Annotated in this window: 16 protein-coding genes and 1 tRNA gene; 7 read left to right on the plus strand and 10 right to left on the minus strand. The window is 54.5% G+C overall.

All coding sequences use genetic code 11. The features are described from left to right. Positions 1-140 precede the first annotated feature (140 nt). Together FKM52_RS07655 and FKM52_RS07660 are read left to right on the plus strand one after the other, a co-directional pair. Positions 141-401, plus strand: a complete 261-nt coding sequence (locus FKM52_RS07655; RefSeq protein ID WP_141175621.1) for a hypothetical protein — start codon at positions 141-143, stop codon at positions 399-401. A gap of 140 nt (positions 402-541) precedes the next feature. Then, on the plus strand, positions 542-1,999 hold the full coding sequence (locus FKM52_RS07660; RefSeq protein WP_141175884.1) for an AMP nucleosidase: 1,458 nt from the start codon (positions 542-544) through the stop codon (positions 1,997-1,999). A 125-nt stretch (positions 2,000-2,124) separates the two neighbouring features. Here FKM52_RS07660 and mdtI read toward each other — a convergent pair whose 3' ends face one another. Both mdtI and mdtJ read right to left on the minus strand, forming a co-directional pair. Then, positions 2,125-2,454 carry a multidrug/spermidine efflux SMR transporter subunit MdtI gene (gene mdtI / locus FKM52_RS07665; RefSeq protein WP_141175622.1) on the minus strand — a complete coding sequence of 110 codons (330 nt, stop codon included), beginning with the start codon at positions 2,452-2,454 and terminating at the stop codon, positions 2,125-2,127. Then, the gene (gene mdtJ, locus FKM52_RS07670) at positions 2,441-2,809 is read right to left on the minus strand and encodes a multidrug/spermidine efflux SMR transporter subunit MdtJ (RefSeq protein ID WP_141175623.1); all 369 of its coding nucleotides are present in this window, start codon (positions 2,807-2,809) and stop codon (positions 2,441-2,443) included. The genes mdtI and mdtJ overlap by 14 nt, the downstream gene beginning before the upstream one ends. A 1,245-nt stretch (positions 2,810-4,054) precedes the next feature. Here mdtJ and FKM52_RS07675 point away from each other — a divergent pair. After that, a complete protein-coding gene (locus FKM52_RS07675; protein WP_181407908.1) occupies positions 4,055-6,649 on the plus strand; it encodes an autotransporter outer membrane beta-barrel domain-containing protein in 2,595 nt (864 codons plus the stop codon). A 155-nt stretch (positions 6,650-6,804) separates the two neighbouring features. Here the strand turns inward: FKM52_RS07675 and phnH are convergent, their stop codons facing one another. Both phnH and FKM52_RS07685 read right to left on the minus strand, forming a co-directional pair. After that, positions 6,805-7,359: a phosphonate C-P lyase system protein PhnH gene (phnH, locus tag FKM52_RS07680; RefSeq protein WP_244316925.1), complete on the minus strand. Its 555-nt coding sequence runs from the start codon at positions 7,357-7,359 to the stop codon at positions 6,805-6,807. Beyond that, on the minus strand, positions 7,356-7,871 hold the full coding sequence (locus tag FKM52_RS07685) for a UTRA domain-containing protein (protein WP_141175625.1): 516 nt from the start codon (positions 7,869-7,871) through the stop codon (positions 7,356-7,358). The genes phnH and FKM52_RS07685 overlap by 4 nt, the downstream gene beginning before the upstream one ends. A 258-nt stretch (positions 7,872-8,129) precedes the next feature. Here FKM52_RS07685 and FKM52_RS07690 point away from each other — a divergent pair, with 258 nt between their 5' ends. Together FKM52_RS07690 and FKM52_RS07695 are read left to right on the plus strand one after the other, a co-directional pair. Continuing rightward, on the plus strand, positions 8,130-10,313 hold the full coding sequence (locus FKM52_RS07690; RefSeq protein ID WP_141175626.1) for a putative bifunctional diguanylate cyclase/phosphodiesterase: 2,184 nt from the start codon (positions 8,130-8,132) through the stop codon (positions 10,311-10,313). A 295-nt stretch (positions 10,314-10,608) separates the two neighbouring features. After that, positions 10,609-11,217 (plus strand): NYN domain-containing protein, encoded by a 609-nt coding sequence (locus tag FKM52_RS07695; protein ID WP_141175627.1) that lies wholly within the window; start codon positions 10,609-10,611, stop codon positions 11,215-11,217. 223 nt (positions 11,218-11,440) lie between these two features. Here FKM52_RS07695 and FKM52_RS07700 read toward each other — a convergent pair whose 3' ends face one another. The 5 genes from FKM52_RS07700 to nac all read right to left on the minus strand — a co-directional run bounded on the left by FKM52_RS07700 (position 11,441) and on the right by nac (position 17,193). Beyond that, positions 11,441-12,289 carry an oxidoreductase gene (locus FKM52_RS07700; protein ID WP_141175628.1) on the minus strand — a complete coding sequence of 283 codons (849 nt, stop codon included), beginning with the start codon at positions 12,287-12,289 and terminating at the stop codon, positions 11,441-11,443. Positions 12,290-12,410: 121 nt separating this feature from the next. Further along, positions 12,411-14,207, minus strand: a complete 1,797-nt coding sequence (locus FKM52_RS07705; RefSeq protein WP_141175629.1) for a thiamine pyrophosphate-requiring protein — start codon at positions 14,205-14,207, stop codon at positions 12,411-12,413. A 71-nt stretch (positions 14,208-14,278) separates the two neighbouring features. Beyond that, on the minus strand, positions 14,279-15,103 hold the full coding sequence (locus FKM52_RS07710; protein ID WP_141175630.1) for a GNAT family N-acetyltransferase: 825 nt from the start codon (positions 15,101-15,103) through the stop codon (positions 14,279-14,281). Positions 15,104-15,173: 70 nt separating this feature from the next. Next, on the minus strand, positions 15,174-16,133 hold the full coding sequence (gene cbl / locus FKM52_RS07715) for an HTH-type transcriptional regulator Cbl (protein ID WP_141175631.1): 960 nt from the start codon (positions 16,131-16,133) through the stop codon (positions 15,174-15,176). A 142-nt stretch (positions 16,134-16,275) separates the two neighbouring features. Continuing rightward, positions 16,276-17,193: a nitrogen assimilation transcriptional regulator NAC gene (gene nac, locus FKM52_RS07720; RefSeq protein WP_141175632.1), complete on the minus strand. Its 918-nt coding sequence runs from the start codon at positions 17,191-17,193 to the stop codon at positions 16,276-16,278. 725 nt (positions 17,194-17,918) lie between these two features. On the opposite strand from nac, the gene FKM52_RS07725 reads away from it, so the two are divergent. Together FKM52_RS07725 and FKM52_RS07730 are read left to right on the plus strand one after the other, a co-directional pair. Next, entirely contained in the window at positions 17,919-19,232 is a 1,314-nt protein-coding gene (locus FKM52_RS07725; RefSeq protein WP_141175633.1) for a CitMHS family transporter, read from the plus strand. A 179-nt stretch (positions 19,233-19,411) separates the two neighbouring features. Continuing rightward, positions 19,412-19,487, plus strand: a tRNA-Asn gene (locus tag FKM52_RS07730). Between the two features lie 172 nt (positions 19,488-19,659). On the opposite strand, the gene FKM52_RS07735 is transcribed toward FKM52_RS07730, so the two are convergent. After that, the gene (locus FKM52_RS07735; protein WP_141175634.1) at positions 19,660-20,655 is read right to left on the minus strand and encodes an aldo/keto reductase; all 996 of its coding nucleotides are present in this window, start codon (positions 20,653-20,655) and stop codon (positions 19,660-19,662) included. Between the last annotated feature and the right edge of the window lie 68 nt (positions 20,656-20,723).

Here is a 20,723-nt window from a genome sequence, read left to right on the forward strand (position 1 = left end):
CAGGCAGGTGGCGCCTGGCTGCCAGCCGTGAGCTATCGCACAGTTTGATAAATTTCCGTGATTTCCCTCTTGAAATATCGGGCCATGCCAATATATAGCGCTCAGGTCTATCAGGAATTTGTTTGTCAGGAGCGCCGCGTATGAAACCATGCGATGAAACTTCCCCTTCACAGCCGCAGCCGTTAGTCGCCACCGCCAGTCAGGATGCCGTTCAGGAACTGCTGGAACTGCTACAGCAGCAAAATATGCCGCCGGAAACCGCGCTGGCCAGTCTGGCGGTAGCGATGTCGCAGCTGATGTCCACCACCGGCTGCCATCAGTTTGTCCTTAGCAGCCCGCTTTCTCAGCTGGTGGTGCTGTTACAGACCGGCGCGCCCGCTCACAGCCAGATGATCCACTAGCGTCGTGCCGATCGCAGCGGCAGCGGCAGTATAAGACTGCCGCTCTTACGTTCAGACACAACTTTGCCCCTTCGCTCTGCCCTGACGCGCCGGTTCTGCGCTATATTCCAGCCAAAGCCGATAATTTGACGAGGGGCATGATGAATAACCAACCCGCTGAAGGATTAAACACCGCCCAGGCGCTGGAACAGCTGGACGCGCTTTACTATCAGGCGGTCAACGCGCTACGCGACGCGATTAAGACCTTTATCGAACAGGGGGAATTGCCCGATGTGCAGGCGCGCGCAGATGGCCTGTTTGTCTATCCTGAGCTGCGCATCAGCTGGGATGGCGTCTCGCCGCAGAAAAACCGCAGCCGGGCGTGGGGCCGTTTCAGCCATGCCGGCAGCTACGCTACTACCATTACGCGCCCGGAGCTGCTGCGCCACTATCTGCGCGAACAGCTGGCGGTAATTGAACGCGACTATGAGGTTACCATTACCGTTGGCCCATCACGCCAGGAAATTCCCTTTCCCTACGTTATTGATGGTTCCGATCTGGAGCTGGACCGCACCATGAGCAGCGCACTGGCGCAGCACTTTCCGACCACCGATCTGGCGAATATCGGCGATGAAACGGCAGACGGCATTTTTAATACCACCAGTATTTTTCCGCTGAGCCACTTCGACGCGCTGCGCACCGATTTTTCGCTGGCGCGTCTGCGTCACTATACCGGCACGCCGCCGGAACATTTCCAGCCGTTTATTCTGTTTACTAACTATACGCGCTACGTTGATGAGTTTGTGCGCTGGGCCTGCGAACAGATCGCCGATGAGAACAGCCCTTACACCGCGCTCTCCTGCGCCGGCGGCACGCTGCTCACCAGAGAGAGCGGCGATGCGCAGGCGGCGCTTTCCGATCTGGCGTGGAAAAAGCATCAGATGCCGGCCTGGCACCTTATCTCTCCCGACCGTCGCGGCATTACGCTGGTGAATATCGGCGTTGGCCCTTCCAATGCGAAAACCATCTGCGATCATCTGGCGGTGCTGCGTCCGCATGCCTGGTTGATGATCGGCCACTGCGGCGGCCTGCGTGAGAGCCAGCAGATTGGTGATTATGTGCTGGCGCACGCCTACCTGCGCGACGATCACGTACTGGATGCGGTGCTGCCGCCCGATATCCCGATTCCCAGCATCGCTGAAGTGCAGCGCGCGCTGTACGACGCTACCAAAGAAATCAGCGGCATGCCGGGCGAAGAGGTTAAACTGCGGCTGCGTACCGGTACGGTAGTCACTACTGACGATCGCAACTGGGAGCTACGCTACTCCGCTTCAGCGCTGCGTTTTAATCTCAGCCGCGCGGTGGCGGTGGATATGGAAAGCGCCACCATCGCCGCTCAGGGCTACCGCTTCCGCGTGCCTTACGGCACGATGCTCTGCGTCTCCGATAAGCCGCTGCATGGCGAAATCAAGCTGCCAGGCCAGGCCAATCGCTTTTACGAGGGCGCAATTTCCGAACATCTGCAAATCGGCATTCGCGCGGTGGAGCTGTTGCGTGCCGAGGGCGATAAATTACATTCACGCAAGCTGCGCACCTTTAACGAACCGCCCTTTCGTTAAACCACTAAAAAGGCGCCCGCGGGCGCCTTTTTACTTGCTACCGTGCAGCGATGGAAACGTCGCCGCATTCCTCGTCCGCGCTGGCGGGCAGCGACATTTTCATCGCACCGGTTCAGCCGGCAACATCAGGCCAGCTTAATCATTACCATACCAATCAGCAGCAACAGCAGCCCTGCCCAGCCGCGCGGGCGCAGCCGCTGACCAAACAGCGCCCAGCCCGCCGCCAGCGTGGCGATCACGCCAAAGCCGCCCCACAGCGCATAGGCCACCGCCAGATCGATGCCTTTCACCGCCTGCCCCAGCGCGCTGAACGCCCCCATGACCAGCAGCAGCGACAGCACGCCCGGCAGCTTTTTACGAAAGCCATCGGAATATTTCAGGAAAATATTAGCGGCTATCTCCAGCACTACCGCCAGAATTAAAAACGCGATATGCCATATATTAAGCGGCTGCATGCTGGCCTCCTTTTTTTACTGCTTTACGGCCGGCTTTTTCGGTGCCGCCGTTGAGCAGCACGATGCCGGCAATCAGCACCAGCAGGCCGCCCGCCTTCATCAGCGGCAGCGGCTCAGCGAACCAGGCAACGCTAAATAGCGTAATCAGCAGTATGCCGACGCCCTCCCACAGCGCATAGGCCACGCCGAGCGCGATACGCTTTACCGCCAGCGACAGCGCTATATAGGAAAGCGTAACCATTAAATACATGACCAGATGACCCAGCTGCCCGCCGTTCATGCTGGCATACTTCATCGACAGCGTACCCGTAACTTCCGCAATAATAGAAAACATTAAAAACAACCAATATTTCATCTTTATTCCCTCAAGACGTCATAATTGCAAACAATAGCCCGCCACATGCTGCGTTATTGGGATTCAGCATTGTGGAAAGCGAAAAAAGAAGAATGGCAAGGTCAGCCTGTGCTGAGCGGCGCGGTATGCAACAGGTTATGTCGTGGCAAAACCGGGCGCGCAGCGGCTAACGAAAGCTAAAGGAAGCTACAGCTCGCTGCACCAGTGAGTTTCGTAGATAGCGATCGGTGCAACCAGAACGATACCGGAGAAGTTAGGGGAGAATGGCTTACTACCTGTCAGCATAATTTGTCACTGTGTCAGTAAGAAAAATGACCTGTCTGAGTGCCTCATTAAATGGAAAAATAGCGCTGTATGGCACAAATATAGCACGAAAAGGTTATTTAAGGGAAATCTCCTGCCAGCATCGTTGAATTTTCTGATTTGAGTCAATTTACCAGCTGCGCTGAGGCCTTCTGACGCCAGGCTTGCCAGGGGATACCAGGCGTGCCCAACCGCACGCCCCTGGCCTGGCGCCGCGTGATTTTTTCGAGCAATTTTTAACCGACGGTCGGCGCTTATTATGAATTTATTTAACCTTCTGCCGTTATTAAAAGTTTATCCTATCGAAACGATTGATTAATTTTAAAAATTAAAAATTATTTTCGAGCAATTTTTAACCGACGGTCGGCGCTTATTATGAATTTATTTAACCTTCTGCCGTTATTAAAAGTTTATCCTATCGAAACGATTGATTAATTTTAAAAATTAAAAATTATTTTCGAGCAATTTTTAACCGACGGTCGGCGCTTATTATGAATTTATTTAACCTTCTGCCGTTATTAAAAGTTTATCCTATCGAAACGATTGATTAATTTTAAAAATTAAAAATTATTTTCGAGCAATTTTTAACCGACGGTCGGCGCTTATTATGAATTTATTTAACCTTCTGCCGTTATTAAAAGTTTATCCTATCGAAACGATTGATTAATTTTAAAAATTAAAAATTAGTTACTAAATAATTGTCAAACAATTAATTTCAGTTTAAATTATGTGATGCAGATCAATAAAATCCTCTTAAAGATCGTTGTTGACGATCGATAGATAAATATCAATAGCCAATAACAATACGTTTCTACATTTTTGTCACATTACCCTTTTTGACTAAAAGTTAATTTCCGGTTACTTTTTCCTGGTTATTTCCTGAGAAGAAATAACTTATTGCTAAATAACAGGAAGTTAATGATAAAAAGGGATTGTTTGATTATGACTACCGCCCCCATTGCGTTCAGACTTAACTCGTTAGCCAGGCTCACCGCGTTAGCCTTAGGTACCGCCTTGTTTATTCCCCAGGCGGCGTTGTCAATTACTATAGTTCAAATTGATGAACTGAATTACGACTTATCCAGCCCGGATTTAAGCAAATGGAAGGATATCGTTAGCCTGAAAGAGGAAGAAGATGTTAGCAATCCTTTACTGGGCAATAAGGATTATAATGTAACGCTGGTCGATACTATTAATAACCTGAGCGTTGCGGTTAACGGCAATACCGTCAGGCTTAATTCAGAAAATACGCTAACCATTAATGATAACGGAAAAGCGCTCAACGCGCCTGCCACTCTGGCCGTTACCCGCTGGGATGCGCCTGGAACGCTGGAAATTTTAAACGACCTGACCATAATTAGCTCGCGCAAAAATCCCGACTACAACAACAGCGGCATTGCTATTTTTGAATATAACAATCTGACGTTAAATGGACAGCTGACGTTGCACAACACCTTTGAAAGCAATGGCATCAGCAACCAGTATGGTTTTATGGCGGCAGGGCGAGATATCGCTATTCAACGCCATGTTACGCCGGGTGTGGCTGGCACAACGAGCTTTTCGGGTATTGATAATCGGGGTAAAGCCGGTGGGGGCAGTGGTAATATTGATATTGCCGGGGCGCTGAATATTAGCTCATCGCTGGCAGCGAATATAGATAACGCTCACGCTGATAACTTTGTTGGTATCAGTAATAAGGACGGGATAATTAAAATTCATGGAAACTATTCTGTTTCGAGCACTAATCAGCGCGGCAATGATAATTATTGCGGCCTGTGCAATACGGGAACAATAGAGCTGGCGGGTATGCACTCTGCCGCTTCGTACTGGAGAAACAGTAACGATACCAGAGGCTCTGTGTACCATATCTATAACACCGGCAAGGTAAATATCAATGGCGCGGTAGTGCTGGAAAACAACAATCAGGCTGCAGGTAACGATGCTGACAATTTTGACCGCGTCTATGCCATTTATTCCAGTGGCGAAACGATCATTAACGCATCCAGTCTGGCTATAACCGGTAAAATGGTTGCCGACGGCGGCACAATAGATATCGCCAACCATCCGGCATATAGCGCGTCCCTGACCGGCATCACCGATACGCTAAATGGCGGCGTGATAAACCTGCGTTTATCAGGCGCGGCCAGCAGGTGGAATATGAGCGGCGACAGTCATATCAGCAACCTTAGTCTGAACGGCGCTACCCTTTCGCTCGGCGGCGGTCAGCAGCAACGTTTTCAAACGCTAACGGTTGAAGGGAACTATCGCGGCGATGATGCACTGATCGAGATGAATACCCGGCTGGGCGATGACGGCTCGCCTGCAGATAAGCTGCTGATAAAAGGCGATGCCGCCGGTAAAACCTATGTCCGTATCAATAACGTTAACGGCGCCGGCGCGCTGACGCAAAACGGCATTGAGCTGATCCGCGTCGAAGGCGTCTCCTCCGCCGAATTTAAACAGCAGGGGCGCGTAACCGCCGGCCTTTATGAATACTTTTTACGTCAGAAGGAAAATAGCTGGTATTTAACCAGCCAGCATCAGCCTTTCACGCAGGAAGCGGCGCCAGAGCCGGGCGTAACGCCGCAGCCGACTCCGGCACCAACGAGGGTGTATCATCCTGAGAGCGGCAGCTATATTGCCAACCGGGCGGCGATGAATAGCATGTTTTCGCTACGCTATGCCGACCGCGCCGCTCAGCAGAGGCACATCAACCCAGCCACGGGCGAGGATAGCTATTCGGCGCTGTGGCTGCGTCAGACCAGAAGCCACAGCAAAGGACGGGACGGCAGCGGACAGCTCTCCACGCGCGGCAATACCTATACGGCCCAGCTTGGCAGCGATCTGCTGACTCTGCGCGGCGCAGGCCAGCATGCGCTGACGCTCGGCGCTTTCGCCGGCTATGGCAACCATAAAAATAGCAGCCGTTCAGCGCTGAGCGGCTACGGCGCCCGCGGACAAATTAACGGTTACAGTCTCGGCCTGTATGCCGGCTGGACAAGCGATGCGGATGCCAGAAACGGGGCATATGTTGATACGTGGCTACAGCACGGCTGGTTTACTGACTCGGTAAAAGGCGACGATTTAGACAATGAAAAATATAAGGCTAAAGGCTTTCTCGCCTCGCTGGAAGGCGGTTATCACTTCAACGCCGGCGCGGTAACGCTGACCCCTAACGCCCAGCTGATCTATCAGGGCCTCCGCGCCGACGCCTTTACCAATGCCCAAGGGAGCGTTATTCAACAGCAGGGGAACGCCATCCTGACCTCGCATCTGGGCGCGCGCCTCGCCGTTGCCGGTCAATATTTGTCACCCTATATGCAGGCCGACTGGATCCATAATACGGAAGATTTTGCCGTGCAGATGGACGGCAACAAAAACTGGCTGCAGGGAGGAAGAGACCTGGCGGAAATGAAGGTGGGCGGAGAAATCCGGCTGAGTCGGAAACTTGCCGGCAAGCTGGATATCGCCCGTATCCTCGGTACGCACGGCTACAGGCAGACTTCAGGTATGTTTAATCTTAGCTATCTGTTTTAGCGCCTGCGGCAAAAGCCCGGTTGGTCCTCTGTAGCGGGGCCAACCTTTTCTTTTTAGTCTCCCCTCTCCTTATCTGAACGCAAGCTAATATATCCAGCCCGGCTGGCGTGGTTGCCCCGCTCAGCGTCAGTTCGGCGCCGGCAACCCTACGGCAATCAACAAACGGCAATCTGGGCGGTACGCGGCAGCACCATCAGCATTTCGCCACAGGTAAGCATTAAATTAATCCCCTGCCCGTTCATCGGCCATTCACGTAAAAAATCGAGCGTTCGCGGCGGCAGCTGCGGCGCAATAGCACGACGCTCCTGAATACCGGGGCCGCGCAGACGCAGGGTCAGGCCGCCGTTCAGCGCCGGTACTTCGAGAATAACCGTCGCGCCGGGCGCGCAAATAGTCGCCAGATCGGGATCGCTGTCGCTATGCAGCAGCGCCAGCGCGGCAGGCAGCTTATCGGTTAGCGGCGCAGCGTTAGCCTGCAACAGGCTGGCGCGCAGCGCGGGCGTATTCAGCGATTCATCCAGCCACAATGAGGCCTCTGCTTCGTTCAGGGTAGAAAGCAGCGCGCTGGCCGCCGGTGACAGCCCTTCCCAGGCTTCAGCGCCCGGCAGCGTCACCGCAACGCCCGGCTCACTCATCGCTTTTAAAATTCGACGCAGCACCGGCTGCGTTGCCACTACGGGACGGTTAAGACTCACCAGTAAACTCATCATTCTTCTCCATTATTCTTCGCTTGATGCTCAAGCATTAATTCTGTCATCTCGCCACGCGTCAGCCTGGCGGCATATTCAGCCAGCTGCCCGTCTGCGCCTCGGCGCAGCGTACGGATGCAGGGCAGCGGCGCCTGAAGCGGTACGGCCGACAGCCGAGACGCTTGCGCCTGTACGCAATGCGTACTGATGCGGGTTTGCGCCAGACTAAGCGGCTGTTGGCGCTGTTGTAAAAAATCGTGCAGCGATCCGCTGCGGTAGTGCTGAAGCTGTGACCACCCGGCAAGCTGAGGCAGAAAATGAGGGGTTATACAGACCGGAACATCTTCCTGCCGAAGCAGCGTGCGCGGATGGATGACCTGTTCGCCTTCCCGGCAGGCCAGTGCGGCCACCGCTTCCTGGCTGGCCGGACGCAGCGCCGCCAGCAGAGGTTCGCAGGCGGCATCGCTACCCTGCTTCAGCAAACTTTGGCTAAAGCAGGTTGAGGTATAGTGAGAATAGCTGACAGAATTCATTTGTACCAGTAACGCCACGCAGAGACCGCTCTGAATGTCACTCTGCCGTTACAGGATGACAGCGCGGTGACGCCCCGGTGGCAGCTGGATGACGCGACAGCAAAAGCGGCAGACAAATCAGAAAAACTCATCAATCGAGGCGATAATTATTTTGTCGCTCCTTACGCGGTTATTTGCCGCCACGCCTTTACCTGCAGGCGCAAATTATTATTTATCTGTCACAATTAGGGCATCAGCATCGCTAAATCGGGTGAATGAATGTTCAATAAAGATCAACTTCCGGAAAGTTTTCGCCGTGAATTTATTCGGGAAGTTTTCTTTCCTCTGGCGCTGGTACTGGTTATTGTCTGGGCTAGCGCCAGCATCAGCGTTTTCTGGGCCGCGAAACACAGTAACCACGAGGCGGTGCTGCAGCAGGAAAACATCATCAAAACCGCATTTAGCCAGAGCATGACCGAGCATCAGCGTCAGCTACACAGCCTGACCAACTGGCCGCCTTTCAGCCGGATTTTACAGCAGCCGCAGCTGGACATGCGCTGGCTGGACGATAACGTAGGCCACTGGCTCTATCAGATGTTCGGTCATCAGGATATCTTTATTCTCAACCCGCAGGACAGAGTAGTGGCTGGCTGGCAAAACGGTCAGCGCATAACTAACCAGCGCTGGAGCCTGTTTGAGGATGCGCTGGCGCCCTGGCTGCTGCGTCAGTCGCAGCCGCACGGCAGCGGCACGAAAGATAACGTAGATTTTGTCCGCATTGACCAGCGCGCCGCGCTGATGGCCGCCAGCGCTATCGGCAGCGAGAATGCGGAAAGCGGCTATCGCCTGATCGGCATAAAATATCTCGACGATGGCTTTCTTAACGCGCTGGCGCAGCGCAGCCTGATTAATCACCTGCACTATATCGGCGAAAACGCCATACCGCCGGATCAGGCGCGTTTACAGCTCCGGTCACGTCTTGGGCCGTCCGCAGGCGACTTCGCCTGGCTTCCAGAGCGTCCCGGCGCCCGAATGCTTAAACTGCTGATTCCGTTGATGACGGCGGTGCTGCTGGTGACCACGCTGGTATGCGCAGGCATGATGCTGCGCCTGTGGCGGCTACGGCTACGGCTGGCGCAGTCGATGCTGCGGCTGGGAGCCAGCGAGGCTCAGGCGCAGCACCTGGCGTTTCATGACGTGTTGACCGGCCTTGCCAACCGCGCGCTTATTGATGAGCGCCTGACGCAGGCGCTGGCGCGCGCAACGCGTAGCCACAGCCAGACGGCGCTGCTACTGCTCGATCTCGATCGCTTTAAAAACATCAACGATACCTATGGACATCACGCCGGCGACGATCTGATTATCGAGGTGGCGCACCGTCTCTCTGCGCTACTGCGCGAATCCGATACCGTAGGACGTATCGGCGGCGATGAGTTCGTTATTGTGATGGAGGATATCCAGCAGCTGGCAGATATAGAGACGCTTTGCCAACGTATTATCGCCACGCTCAGTATGCCCTATACGCTGCTTGGCAGCGAGGCCTGGGTTGGCGTCAGCATCGGAGCGGCGCTGGCGCCGCAGGATGGAACCGAGCGGCAGGAGCTGATGCGCAAGGCGGATATCGCACTGTATGAGGCCAAAAACGACGGCCGTGGTCAGTACCGTCTGTTTGTCCGCGCGATGGATGAATCGGTGCAGACGCGTCAGCAGATTGCCGCCGATCTGCGCAGCGCGCTGCAACAGCAGCAGGGGCTGGAGGTCTGGTATCAGCCGCTGATGGATATCTCCGGCAATCAGATTGTCGGCTTTGAAGCGCTCTTACGCTGGCATCATGCCCAGCGCGGCGCGATACCGCCCTCTGAATTTATCCCGATCGCTGAAGAAACCGGGCTGATTCTACAGATTGGCGAGTGGGTACTGCGCGAAGCGTGTCACGTTTCGCTGCGCTGGCCGGCGCTGACTATCGCGGTTAACGTTTCGCCGTTGCAGTTCCGCGCCGCCGGTTTTGTCCAGCATTTTCAGGAGATTGTACAGTCCGAAGGGGCGGATGCGCGCAATATTGAGCTGGAGATCACCGAAGGCGTGCTGATTGAGGATGAACGCGAAGCGCGCGCGATCATTATCGCCCTGCGCGAAGCGGGTTTCCGCATCGCGCTGGACGATTTCGGCACCGGCTATTCCAGTCTGAACTATCTCAGCCATTTTCCGGTAGATAAGATTAAAATCGATCGCTCCTTTACCCAGTCGCTGGGCGTTGCGGAAAACTCGGCGGCCATTATTGAATCGGTGGTACGCCTGGGTCATGCCATGGGCCTGACGGTAACCGCTGAAGGCGTAGAGACCAGCGGGCAGATGACGGCGCTTAAAGAAGCGGGCTGCAATCAGCTTCAGGGATATCTGTTCAGCCAGGCGGTGCCGCCGGATAAAATCGCGCTGATGCTGGATAAGCGAAAGGCGGGATAATATGCTCCCCTCCGCGCTTCGCTATGGTCAACTTATTCTGGCTTACAGCACCCGCTTTGGTCCGTTGCCGCTGACAAATGTCAGCACTGCTGCTTCATCGCTACTTTCCGCATTTTCACCAATTAACAAAGTGCATCAGCTATGGTATAGCTGGCGGGTATAAAATGCCCATACTGACAGGGAGAAAATTCAGGTTATTTAACCAGACACCGCTAAGGTATACAGTTTGAATTAACGACAAATAAGCTATTAACAGTAAATTTTATTTTCATGATTAATTTAAAAGGATTTTCACATGGACTATAAAATAAAAAAGTTTGCCGTACTCATTGATGGAGATAATGCACAGCCGACAATAATTGAAAATATTTTAAATGAAATTGCATCGTTGGGTAATGCAGTGATTAAGCGAATTTATGGTGATTTTACCTCGCCGCAAAACGCCAGTTGGAAAAAATTTTTGCAGGATAACGCCATTAAACCGATACAGCAGTTTGCCTATACTAAAGGCAAAAACGCTACCGATAGCGCCCTGATTATTGATGCGATGGACTTATTATATAATAACAAATTAGACGGGTATTGCCTGGTTTCAAGCGACAGTGATTTTACCGGGCTGGCAATCAGGCTTCGAGAGTCAGCCCTGACGGTTATCGGTTTCGGTAGCGTTCAAACGCCTGCGCCTTTCCAAAAAGCCTGCAACCAATTCATTATTACTAATATTTTTAAAGAGAAAACGGCAAAGGAGAAAGAGAAGACAAAACCTAAACCAACTCTCTTGCGGGAAGAACAGCTTATTAAAATGATTGTAAGTTTCATCAACAATCAGAAAGATAAAAAATGGGCAGCGATGAGTGAAATAGGTTCCATGTTAAAACAGACGATACCTGAATTTAAAACATAAAATTACGGCGCTAAAAATTTATCCATCCTGCTCAAAAAACACCCTGAACATTTAAGCATTACCGCTGGAAAAGGGCCTGGAGTTAGCCATAAACAACTTTTGGTAAGGACAGTAAATTAAAAATATTCAGCATTGTGACAGCTACACCTTAACTATAGCTGAGCATTTAGCGGCATTGTCAAAGGCCGGCTGGCCGTTAAAACAGACCAGCCGGTTTTTACCATTATTCCGCCGGGAAATCGGTGCCCAGCGTTGTCTCTTTCCACGCCTCTATCTGCGCCAGGCGTTCACGCAGCTTGCTGGTTACCGCTTCAAAACCAAAGGCGCCCATCACCAAATGACGCGGCGGGTTTTCAGTTTCCGCCAGCGCGATCATCGCCGCAGCGGCACGTGCCGGATCGCCCGGCTGCTTGCCGCTGTAGTTCGCGGTATTTTTCATGCGCGCCCCGGCGGTTTCCGCATAGTCTGCAAGACGGTTTTCCGTCTGACGCAGCGAACGTCCCGCCCAGTCGGTACGGAATGGTCCCGGCTCGACGCAGGTAACCTTAATGCCCAGCGGCGCGCCTTCCGTCGCCAGCGCGTCAGACCCCCCCTCTACCGCATGTTTGCTGGCCGCATAGTAACCAGAGCCGGGAAAGCCCATCAGGCCCGCTACTGAGGTAATATTAATAATGTGGCCGCGACGCGCTTTACGCATCGTCGGCAGCACCGCGCGCGTCATCGCAAACAGGCCGAATACGTTAGCATCAAACTGGGCGCGAATTTCCTCTTCTACGCCCTCTTCAATGGAAGACTGGTAGCCATAACCCGCATTATTCACCAGCACGTCGACGGTGCCGAATTTCTCCAGCGCCGCGCTAATCGCGTTATTAATACTGGCGCTGTCGGTAACATCCAGCGCTAACGCCAGCGCCCGCTGCTCATTGCCCTGCACCAGATCGGCAACTTTCTGCACATCACGCGCCGTTACCACCACGTTAAATCCGCGTTTTATTGTCTGCTGCGCCAGCTCGCGCCCGAAACCGGTCGAACAGCCAGTAATCAACCAGACGGGGCTATTTGTTGCCTTCATTGTATTATCCTCTTTAAGCACGTTTTAACCTCTGCCGCGTCACAGCCGCCCGCTCCCGGCGGCTGGACGTCATCGACATAAATAACTAACCCACAGGACGGATAGTATTACGACATCAGGCTTACTTCTTTTTCCCTGGCAGCACTTCATTCAGCAGCTGGCTGGCGGTGTCGCCAATGACCTGCGCCGCGCCGCGATCGCCTTTTATCATTGAAGCCATAAAGGCTTTTGCCTGTTTAAAGGTGATATGCGGCGGCAGCGGCGCTACTTCCGGATCGGTTTTTACCTCCAGCACCACCGGGCGATCGCTGTTCAGCGCTTCCTGCCATGCCGCGCTAAGCTTTTCCGGATCATCCACGTAGATCCCCTTCAGACCCAGCATCTCGGCAAAGGCGGCATAGTGAACATTGGGAATATCCTGACTGGCCGCAAAGCGCGGGTTGCCTTCCATTACGCGCTGTTCCCAGGTGACCTGGTTTAAATCCTGATTATTGAAAACACAGACGATCAGGCGCCCGTCGCTCCAGCCCTGCCAGTATTTTTGTATGGTAATCAATTCGGCGAGGTTATTCATCTGCATTGCGCCATCGCCGACCAGCGCCACCACCGGCTGATGCGGGAAGGCGAATTTCGCCGCAATGGCATAAGGCACCGCCGCGCCCATACAGGCGAGGCCGCCGGAAAGCGTGGCGCGCTGCCCCTGCTTAACGCGATAATCGCGGGCAAACCAGTTGGCGCAGGAGCCGGAGTCAGAGGTGACGATGGTATTTTCCGGCAGCAGCGGCGACATCTCCCATACTACCCGCTGCGGATTGACCGGATTCGCAGGCGCCATCGCGCGCTCTTCCATTACCTGCCACCACTGCTGCACCTGGCGGGCGATATCCTCCTGCCAGTGGCGATCCGCCTTGTGCTTCAGCAGCGGCAGCAGCGCGCGCAGCGTTTCCGCCGCATCGCCGTGCAGGTTCACCTCGCAGGGATAGCGCAGCCCCAGCATCGCCGGATCGATATCGATCTGCACCGCCCGCGCCTGCCCTTCCTCCGGTAAAAATTCCGTCCAGGGAAAACCGCTGCCGATCATCAACAGCGTGTCGCAATGTTTCATCATTTCCGATGAAGGTTTAGTACCCAGCAGACCGATAGCGCCGGTAACAAAGGGCGCATCATCCGGCAGCACATCTTTGCCCAGCAGCGCTTTCGCTACGCCGGCGCCCAGCAGATTAGCCGCCTGCACCACCTCTACCGCCGCGCCGCGCGCGCCGGAGCCAATCAGAATCGCAACCTTTTTACCGGCGTTCAGCACCTCGGCGGCGCGCTGTAAATCTTCCGGGTAAGGCACCACTTTCGGGCGCTGATAGCCGGGGCCGGAATGGGTAAAACCGTGCAGGTGCGGCGGCGCCTGCCAGGGCTCATCCTGTAGATCTTTTGGCAGGATCAGTACCGCGACGCCGTTTTGCGCTTTCGCGATGCGCACGCCGCGATCGACCAGATGGCGTACCTGCGCCGGGGCTGCCGCCTCCTGCACAAAATTCGCTACGTCGGCGAAGACGCGATCGAGGTTCAGCTCCTGCTGATAGTTGGATGCGCGGGACGTAGTTTCCGCCTGGCCGGAAATCGCCAGCACCGGAGCATGATCGAGTTTGGCGTCATACAGGCCGGTCAGCAAATGCGTAGCGCCGGGACCGCCGGTAGAGAGGCAAACGCCCAGTTCGCCGGTAAATTTTGCATGGCCCACCGCCATAAACGCCGCCATCTCTTCGTGGCGCACCTGAATAAATTCAATACCGGCGCCCGCCTTATTGGCGCGTTGAATGGCGCCCAGCACGCCGTTAATGCCGTCGCCGGGATAGCCATAAATACGGGTTACGCCCCAGGTTTTCAGCCGCTCCACGAAAAAATCGCTGGTCTTCATTGCCATCGTCTGTTTCTCCCTCTCCGATTACACAGACTTTAAGCATAGCTGACCCCTTCGGAAGAGGACCGGAGCCATTAGCCCATCGCCTGGCTCATCAGGCTCCAGGCGGTGATGCCCTGCGGTTGCCACTCATCGCCGCGCACCATACGCAGCGGTCGATCCACCGCCTGCAGGCCGCAGCGCGCCAGCCACGGCCCTAACCCGCATTGACTACGGCTGTCGATGCGCACAAACTCGCCCGCCAGCGGCCGCATCGCCTGGGTAATCAGCCGCTGCGCCGTTGCCGCATCTGGCGCAATCACTGGCCCAATAGTGAAACCATAACCAAACCGCCGCGTAACGGCGAAGCCGGAGGCGAGGTCCTTTTGCCGGGCGACAATGATGCTGGCGCCTTCCGCCAGCAGCTGTTTCAGCAATGAAAGACGATAAAATCCGTTAGCGCGATAATCCAGCTGCGCCAGCGCGGGCAGATCTTCACAAGTGGCCGCCGGCATCGCCGCCGTGGCCGACGACGGCGCAATTAGCCGGGGCGTTTGATACTGGATAACTTCATCCATTCCAACAAAACCAAAGCGACGATAAAGCGGCGCGCCTGCGGCGGTAGCGTGCAGATGTAGCGTCATACCCGACAGCCGCTGTAGCGCCTGTTCCAGCAGCGCGCTGCCGATACCGCGGCCGCGCATGGCGCCTGCCACAATAATCAGGCCGAGGGTGGCGCGCTGCGCTCCCCAGCGCCAGTAGAGGGTGCTGCCGACAATATTACCCTGCCGTTCCGCCACCAGCCCTTCACCCAGCTTCAGCATCATTTGCCAGTCGGCAAGACGATGCGGCCATTTAACTTCCTGCGTCAGCGCAGCGCAGGCGGCAAGATCCGCCGGCGTCATGGTGCGAACGAGCATGGCAAAACATCCTGAAATGAAAAAATCGACATTACTGGCTGCGACGCCGAAGTGCAATTCCCGTTCGCCTTCAAATTTGAAAATCAATAACCGGCTCTTCTTCTTCCTGAACGCTGAGCGCCTGGCGTTTAATCTCCTCCAGCGACAGGTTAGCGTTGCACAGTTCCAGAAACTGCCAGACATAGTTACGCTGTAGCTGCCCGCGTTTTAGCGCGAGCCAGACGGTGCTGGCATCGAACAGATGATGCGCGTCGAGGCGCGTCAACTTCGCCTCCGCCTCCAGCTGGCACGCCTGATCCGCCAGAATGCCGATGCCCAGCCCCAGTTCAACGTAGGTTTTTACTACGTCTGAATCCTGGGCGCTGAGCACAATATCGGGCTGCAGCCCAGCCGCCTGAAACGCGCGATCCACACGCGATCGTCCGGTAATGCCCTGTCGGTAAGTAATCAATGGATAGCGGCTGAGCGCGGCGAGCGAAAGCTGCGGCTCCTGCTCCAGCGCGTGCCCTTTCGGCACCAGCAGCGCATGATGCCAGCTGAACCACGGAAAAGCGGCCAGCGTTGGTTGATTAACCAGCTGCTCGCTGGCGATGCCGATATCCGCCTCGCCGGCTACTACCATCGTCACAATCTCCTGCGGCGATCCCTGCTTCAGCTCCAGCCTGACCTGCGGCCACAGGGCGCGGAAAGCTTTGATAACGCCTGGCAGGCTGTAGCGCGCCTGGGTATGGGTGGTGGCGATGGTCAGCACGCCGCTGGTTTCATTGGTGAATACGTCCGCCAGCCGTCGTACGCGGCTTGCCTCATCCAGGATACGCTCGGCAATGGTCAACAGCGCCTTGCCCGGTTCCGTCATTCCCAGCAGCCGCTTGCCGCGGCGCACGAAAATATCAACACCTAACTCATCTTCCAGATCGCGTATATGACGGCTGACGCCGGACTGAGAGGTAAAAAGCGTGTTCGCGACTTCCGTCAGATTGAATTCACAGCGCGCGGCTTCGCGAATAATTTTAAGCTGTTGAAAGTTCACACCGTTTCTCCTTATCCGTTCGTCAATGTTGTCTTCATGTTATGCAGACGCATTGATAGCAACAAATAATAAAAAACGGTTGGTTATGCGTTTAAGTGATAAGACGAAGACGCATCCGCTGCGTCTGCCAGAATTAATCGGCTCAGCTCACCAGCATTAGCGCGCGATCTTCCTGTACGCTTTTATGAAGCAGCGACAGCAGAATGGTTTTCACCGCCAGCGTGCAGGGCGAGAGCGGCAGCGTCGCGGAGACGTTCAGCGACAGCGGCAAATTCAGCGTCGGTGCAATAATGCGCGCCATCCAGCCGCCGCACGCGCTGGCCAGCTTGCGCGCCGCCGATTCCGGCAGCACCGTTACGCCCATGCCGCTGGAAACGGCGGCGATCAACGTTGACAGCGATTCAATTTCTCCAATAATGCGCGCGCTCAGGCGGCGCAGAGTAAAGGCTTCATCAACCCGCCTGCGTACCGCGCTGTAATCACGCGGCAGAAAAAGGTTCATCTGCGCCATCTCAACCAGCTCTACCGCAGCGCCCGGCGCCTCGCCGGTACCGACCAGCCAGAGATCTTCTTTAATCAGCGGCGTACTGTTAACGCCCGCCGTTGGCGTCCGATCGTACAGCACCGCCATATCGAGCTGCCCGCTAATCACTTTTTCATTTAACTGGCTGCCGCTGTTTTCATGCAGATAAACCAAAATATCCGGGTAGCGATCGCGCACCCTTTGCAGCAACAGCGTGGTTAATGAGGAGGCAACGGCACCGGGAGCAAGACCGATAGCAACCTGCCCGCTTAATGTCTGTCCGACATTAATCACCGCTTCCTGCGCCTGTTCACACTGGCGCAGGATAGTACGAGCATGCGCATAGAGGATTTTACCTGCTTCGGTAGGAGTAACGCCCCGCCTGGTACGGATCAGCAGTTGCTGATTCAGCTCGCCTTCCAGCGTGACAACCTGCTGGCTGAGCGCCGGTTGCGCAATGTGCAGCACTTCTGCTGCCTGGGTCAGGCTGCCGATATCGACGATTTTTACAAAATATTTGAGTCGTCTTAAGTTCATATTGCCTCCGTTACGGGTGCTGGATGCTGTCAGGCGCATAAAGCGTCTGCTGCGGCTGTAACGGGAAATTGCAATATGCAGGCCAGCTTTTATCGTGGGCATAGCTTAGGGCTGCGGCTGCCTGTCTGCTGATAAATAACAGAAAGCAAGGACCTTAGCGTGGCACGCCGTTATCTCCAGACGCGTATGGTGCGGATTCGGTACGGCAACTGCACCATAAACGTGCGGACGCTGCGTTAGTAACGGGCGCCCGGTAATTTCCCGCTCTCCTCAAATGCCCATACCTTTTCCAGGTTCGTCCCTTTCTTTTATATTTGCTCTCTCCTCTTATGCCGGTGCATGTCTCTTATGTCCGCACCTTTCTTTTATGCCGGTACTTTTTTATATCCGCCTCTTTTTTCTATGCTCGTACCTTTCTTTGTATGTCGGTACCTCCTTTTGCTCTGCCCGACCACTCTCACAAAACCATCACTGCGTAGCGTACAAAACATGATATTTATCACTGTTTAAATTTTCTTATGTTGCGATTGTGAAAAGCATGTTATTAATTTATTTCGCAAAACATTGCTAAAACAGGCTGTTATTTCAGCAAAAGTATTAGTTACCTTACTTTTTGCCATGGCGGACTGCGGATTGATAACCCAGCGTCATAGCAAACAAGGCTATGTCACCATGCGTAAATATCCGTTGCGCTCCCGTGCCCTGCAACCAAAGAGGAAATTATTTTGCTGACCGTACTGGGTTTTTCGATGGTGATCTGTTTTATGTATCTGATCATGACCAGACGAATGTCGGCGCTGATTGCGCTGATTATTGTCCCTACGCTGTTTGCCCTGGCTGGCGGCTACTGGCATGGTCTGGGCGATATGATGCTTAGCGGCGTTAAGACGCTGGCTCCCACCGGCGTGATGTTAACCTTCTCCATCCTCTATTTCGGGCTGATGATTGACGCTGGCCTGTTTGATCCGCTGGTACGTCTGATATTAAAAATTGTACGCGGCGATCCGCTAAAGGTGTTGGTTGGCACCGCAATACTGACGCTGCTGGTTTCGCTCGACGGCGACAGTTCCACAACCTATATGATCGCCATCGCAGCCTTTCTGCCGCTCTATCGCCGGCTGGGCATGAACGTGCTGGCGATGACCTGTCTGGTTAATCTCGCCAGCGGCATTATGAACCTCTCACCGTGGGGCGGACCTACCGCACGGGCGGCAGCGGCGCTGCGTATTGATGCGCTGGATATTTTCCTGCCGATGATCCCCGCCATGCTGCTTGCCTGCGGCACGCTGACAGGAATGGCGGTCTTTTTCGGGCTGCGCGAACGCCGTCGCCTGGGGATTATGACCATGGAAAGCCATCAGATGGATGATATCAGCCTGGGACAGGGTGATGCCGACGAATGCGCAGCGAACCGCCGCCCTAAAATGTTCTGGCCCAACTTTATTCTGACCACCGCGCTGTTGGTACTGCTGGTTGTCGGGCTGATGCCGATTCATATTCTGTTTATGCTGGCGTTCGCCATCGCGGTAATGCTGAATTATCCCTCGCTGGAGCAGCAGAAGGCGCGTATCGGCGCTCATGCCGCTAACGTGCTGGCGGTCACATCGCTGATTTTTGCCGCCGGAATATTTACCGGCATTCTTTCCGGCACCGGAATGGTGGACGCGATGGCGAAAAGCCTGCTGGCTGTTATTCCGCACAGCTTTGGCCCTTATCTGGCGATCTTTACTGCCGTTGTCAGCCTGCCGTTTACCTTTTTTATGTCCAATGACGCCTTCTATTTTGGCATCCTGCCGGTCATTGCTCAGACGGCGGCAGGCTACGGCATCAGCGCGCAAGAAATTGCTCGCGCCTCCATTGTCGGCCAACCTTTCCACCTGCTTAGCCCGCTGGTGCCTTCGGTCTACCTGCTGGTCGGGCTGGCAAAAGTGGATATTGGCGACCACCAGCGCTTCGCCATTAAGTGGGGAATACTGGTAAGTATGGCGCTGCTGGCTGGCGGCGTACTGTTTGGCGCGTTTCCGCTTTATCATCGCTAAACGAGAGGAGCTTTTTCAGCTCTTTCGCCGGGGAGATAGCTACTTAATCCCTGGAATAAGCGGCACAGGTGCAGCAAACCGGCGCGAATTGTTGTTTTTGCCAGCAAACGCGCCGTAAAACGCCGTACAGGCTTTGACATCATCCATGGGGCCAGGTAATATGCGCGCTATCAACCGATTCCTCTGTAGTTCAGTCGGTAGAACGGCGGACTGTTAATCCGTATGTCACTGGTTCGAGTCCAGTCAGAGGAGCCAGATTTTAGTCTTAAGACATCTCAGTAAGTCTTGAGTCGCTTTAAAATAAGCAGTTACATTAGCCCGGTCGTCCTGATAAGGATTGCCGGGCTTTTTGATACCTGTAATTTTTAGGCGCTTAATCGGCGGCATCCGCCCTATTCTGCGGTGGTAACAGCTGTTAACTCTCCCTCTACCTGTGCGACATCGCTTCAAAAGCGGGGGGATACCGGTCACCTGAAATACGTTCGGGGCTGAATGTTGCTTCCAACAGGTTGCAATCCGCAGGAAGCAGGACAACATCAACCGCCCGGACATTTTGTTCCAGATGTTCAATACGCTTTGCTCCCGGAATAGGGATAATATCATTTCCCTGCGCGAGCACCCAGGCGAGCGCAATCTGTGCCGCAGTTACCCCTTTTCTGACCGCCATATCTTCAATCACCTTCACCAGCAGCCGGTTTGCCTCAATATGCTCCGACTGAAAGCGCGGCATATTACGGCGAAAATCTGCCGTGTCCAGCATGTCCGGAGCGGGAACCTGCCCCGTCAGAAAACCTCGCCCCAGCGGACTAAAAGGGACAAATGCAATCCCCAGCTCGCGGCAGGTTTCCAGCACGCCGTTTGTCTCTACGTCACGGGTCCAGAGAGAATATTCACTCTGGACGGCGGCAACAGGATGAACCGCATGTGCCCGACGTATGGTTTCAGAGGTCACTTCCGAAAGGCCAATAGCCCTGATTTTACCTTCCGCCACCAGTTCCGCCATCGCGCCCACCGTATCCTCAATGGGGATATTCGCATCTGCCCGGTGCAGATAATAAAGATCGATCGCTTCCGTTTGCAGACGTTTCAGCGAGGCTTCAGCAACCCGACGGGCATTTTCAGGGCGGCCATCCGTACCCGTAATTTGCCCGAATTGAGTTTGTTCGCGGTTATAGGTAAACCCGAATTTTGTTGCCAGAACTATCTTATCCCGATGTGCCTTGAGCGCTTTGCCCAACAGAATTTCATTACGCCATGGACCATAAACTTCTGCCGTATCGAAAAAAGTCACCCCCAGCTCAATAGCCCGATGTAATGTATCAATCGATGCGGCTTCATCCTGTGCGCCGTAAGCCTGGCTCAGTCCCATGCAGCCCAGCCCTGGCGCAGATACCGTCATTGTGCCAATCTGGCGTTGTTTCATTATTTGTTCCTCTTCCAGGGTGTTCAGGAGAAGCTCAGAATAAGCGAAGATAACTATAATGATAATTA

Origin of the sequence: Mixta tenebrionis (genome assembly GCF_006517625.1) — a bacterium.
Lineage (GTDB): Bacteria > Pseudomonadota > Gammaproteobacteria > Enterobacterales > Enterobacteriaceae > Mixta > Mixta tenebrionis.